Annotated in this window: 1 protein-coding gene; it reads left to right on the top strand. The window is 73.5% G+C overall.

Features of this window, described 5'->3' with window-relative positions; all coding sequences use genetic code 11:
* Nucleotides 1-283: 283 nt before the first annotated feature.
* Nucleotides 284-3,037: a helix-turn-helix transcriptional regulator gene (locus ACFWMR_RS42540; RefSeq protein WP_378382490.1), complete on the top strand. Its 2,754-nt coding sequence runs from the start codon at nt 284-286 to the stop codon at nt 3,035-3,037.
* The last annotated feature ends 89 nt before the right edge of the window (nt 3,038-3,126 follow it).

Below are 3,126 nucleotides of genomic sequence, written 5' to 3'. Positions count from 1 at the left end.
TGAGGGACCCTGGGTCCCTCAAGGAGGCCTTCACGGACTTGCCACCCGACCCGGTGGCCGAGAGCACCCGCGGTTAGTCCTCTGGATGCGGTGGTTGCACGCGCAAGGACCGCATCCAGAGGACGAAACGCGACGGAAAGCCGCTCCGTGGTCCGCCGGGGCAACTATGCTGGCCGAAGGTGCCCCGGCCGCCTGACCTCCCGACCGAACGGTCTTCCTTGCGCCATGCTCGGAGCGACCGTCGCCCGGCCGCGCCGTGGTCCCGCGCCGGTCGAGGAGGGAAATGGGAGCGACGGCCGTCACGAGTGCCGGTCCGGACGACGCGCAGGCCGCATTGGACCGGGTCCTCACCGGGTCCGGCGCGATCTGGGTGGTGCACGGGCCCGTGGGCAGCGGCCGCAGCACCGTCCTTTCCGGGCTGGCCCAGCGCGGGCGCCGCTCCGGCGCCGCCGTGCTGCCCGTACCCGCCGGCCCCGAGCCCGAGACCGTCCTGCTCCGGCTGACGACCCAGCTTGTCGAGCTGATCACCGCGCTCGACCGGCCCGAGCTGGTCAGCATGCTCAGCGCCGTCGCCTGGCTCCGGGCCCGGCTGGAGTCGGGTTCCGGCGCCGGACCGCAGACGACGGCCCACGACCTGATCACCGTCCTCGCCACCCTCGCCCCGCGCAGCCGGATCATGCTGCACTTCGACGACTTCGACCTGCTTCCGCCCGAGCTCGCCACCGTGCTCACCCTGGTCGCCGAGGGAGCCCGCGCCACCGGGACGGTCACCGTCGCGACCGTGACCGGCCGGGATCCGGCGGGCGGCCCGGTCGGCAAGCTGTTCGCCGTCGCCGACGGCACGATCGGTCTCCGGCCGCTGACCGCCGCGGAAACGACGGCGCTGCTGCCCGGCTGGACGACCCGTGCCGGGCGGATCGCGAGCGACCCCGCGCTCGTCACCTCCGTGCGCACCGCGCTCGGACCGCTGTTCGGCAATCCCGGCACCGTCGGCGCGACGATCTCCGGCCTGCGCGCCACCGGCAGGCTGTCGGTCATCGACGAGCACGTCTGCCTGATCGGCGCGGGCCCACCGATCGCGCTGCCCGGCGGGCACCCCGAGACACTCCGGCTGCGGCGGCTCGGGCCACGCTCCCGGCGGCTGGCCGCCGTCATCGCGGTGCTGAGCGAACAAAGCGCCCCCACCCTCGAAAGACTGCCTTGGCTCGCGTCCGCGGCGGCACTGTCGCCGTCCGCCACGGGCCAGGCCCTCGACGATCTGGTCCGGGCCGGGATCCTTCGCACCGGGACGGACGGCGCGGTGGAGTTCGCCATCCCCGCGCTGGCCGACAGACTCCGGCTGGAGCACGGCACGCGCTGGCGCACCGTCCTGCACCGGAGGATCACGCGAGACCTCCTCGGACGGCGGCTTCCCGACCCCGCCGAGATCGCCCCGCATCTCGCCGAACTCCCGCCGTCGCCGCCGGATCCGGAAGCGGCGGGCCTCCTGCTCGCCGCGGCCGCGGGCGCGAGCACCGATCTGCCGACCGCCCGCCGCTACCGGATGGCGGCGCTCCGGCTGCTCGATCCGTCCGACGGCCGGATTCCCGAGGTGCTCCGGGCCCTGCTCACGGACAGTCTCGCGGCCGGTGGATACGGCACGCTGGCCGACGACCTCGCCACCGTCGTGGCACCGCGGCTCGACGGCGCCTGGCCGTCCGCCCGGCTGTCCGCCACCGTCCTGATGTGCTGGTTCGGCGCGCTCGCCCACGAACAGCGGCTCGCCGAACTCGACGTCGTGCGTCCGCTGGCCGTGGAGGTCGCCCGCGCCCTCGACACCGCCCGCGAATGCCGTGGCCTGCTCGACGCGATCAACCGGGCCGACCGGCAGGTAGCCGCCGAGGCGGTACGGGTACTCGCGCGCGCTTGCGGCGCCGAGGAGGACCCTCTGTTCGCCCTCGGCGCCGGGATCCTGCTGGGCGCGTTGCCCGGCGACGGGGGCAGGCCCGCCGAGGAATGGCTGGTGCCACCGGAGCTGCCGCCGCACGAGGACGTCGCCGAAGCCGCCGAGCTCCTCGACACGGTCAGCGTGCTGAATGTCCTGCTGCGCGGCCGTTACCAGCCGCCGACGACCGGCTTCTCGGTCGACTGGCACGCGGTCCGGCAGGCCTACCGCGAGGGCGAGTGGGACACGGCGCTGTCGCTGGCGCGGCGGCTCGAAGGCGACCGCCTGTGGTGGGACCCGCCTCGTCGTCACCGGTTCGCGAGCGTGTTCGCCGCGGAGATCTGCGCCCAGCGCGACCGGCCGGACCGAGCGGCGGATTGGTTGCGCCGCTTGCCTTTCCGCACCTCCGCCGACGCCTACGTCGCGTGGGTGCGCTGCCTGCTGAACCGCGACGACGCGCTGGAACGCGGTTGGCGCGATTACACCGACTGTCGCGAACGCGGGCTGCGGGCGGGGATGGAACGCCTCTTGGCCCGGCTTCTGCACGAGGCGAGGCGCCAAGGGGACACCGAGTCCGTCACTCGCCTGCTGTCCGAATTGGAGGGTCTCGCCGCCCGCACCCCGACCGCTTCGGTCCAGGAAGCGGCCCTGGTGTGCGGTGGTCTCGTGCGCGGGGACCTGGAGTCGGTGCGCGCGGGGGTCAAGCTGGCCCGGCAGTCCGGTGACGCGTTCCGGATCGCCGAGGCGTGCACGGCGTTCGGCGAGGTGAGCCCGGTCCCCGCGCCCTCACTGCTCGAAGCGCACCGGACGTTGCGGCGGCTCGACGCCGTCACGAAACTGACGTCCGTGGCGGCGTTGCTCGAACAGCACCAGATCACCTTTTCGGCGGACCGCGCGGACCGGGCCGACCGGGCGACCCTGGATCCTCTGGAGCGGCACATCGTCGGCCTGATCGCGAACGGCCACACCAACCGGCAGATCGCGGCGGCACTGCAAGTCAGCGAGAAACGCATCGAAGCCCGGCTGACGTCGCTGTTCGAGCGCACCGGCAGCCATTCCCGGGTGGAGCTGGCCGCGGCGTGGCTGCAGGGCCGCCTCGGCCGGGTCTCGTGAGACTCCTCGATGGGGTTGGTGATCAGGCAGTTCTGAGCGCCGGTTTCCGGTGTCGCGAAAGCCACTTTCGCAACGGTGAAGGTTGCGAA

This window comes from Amycolatopsis thailandensis (genome assembly GCF_042723255.1).
GTDB classification, from domain to species: domain Bacteria; phylum Actinomycetota; class Actinomycetes; order Mycobacteriales; family Pseudonocardiaceae; genus Amycolatopsis; species Amycolatopsis thailandensis.
Note: the sequence above shows the minus strand (reverse complement) of the source record. Positions and strands in the feature narration are given on the sequence as shown.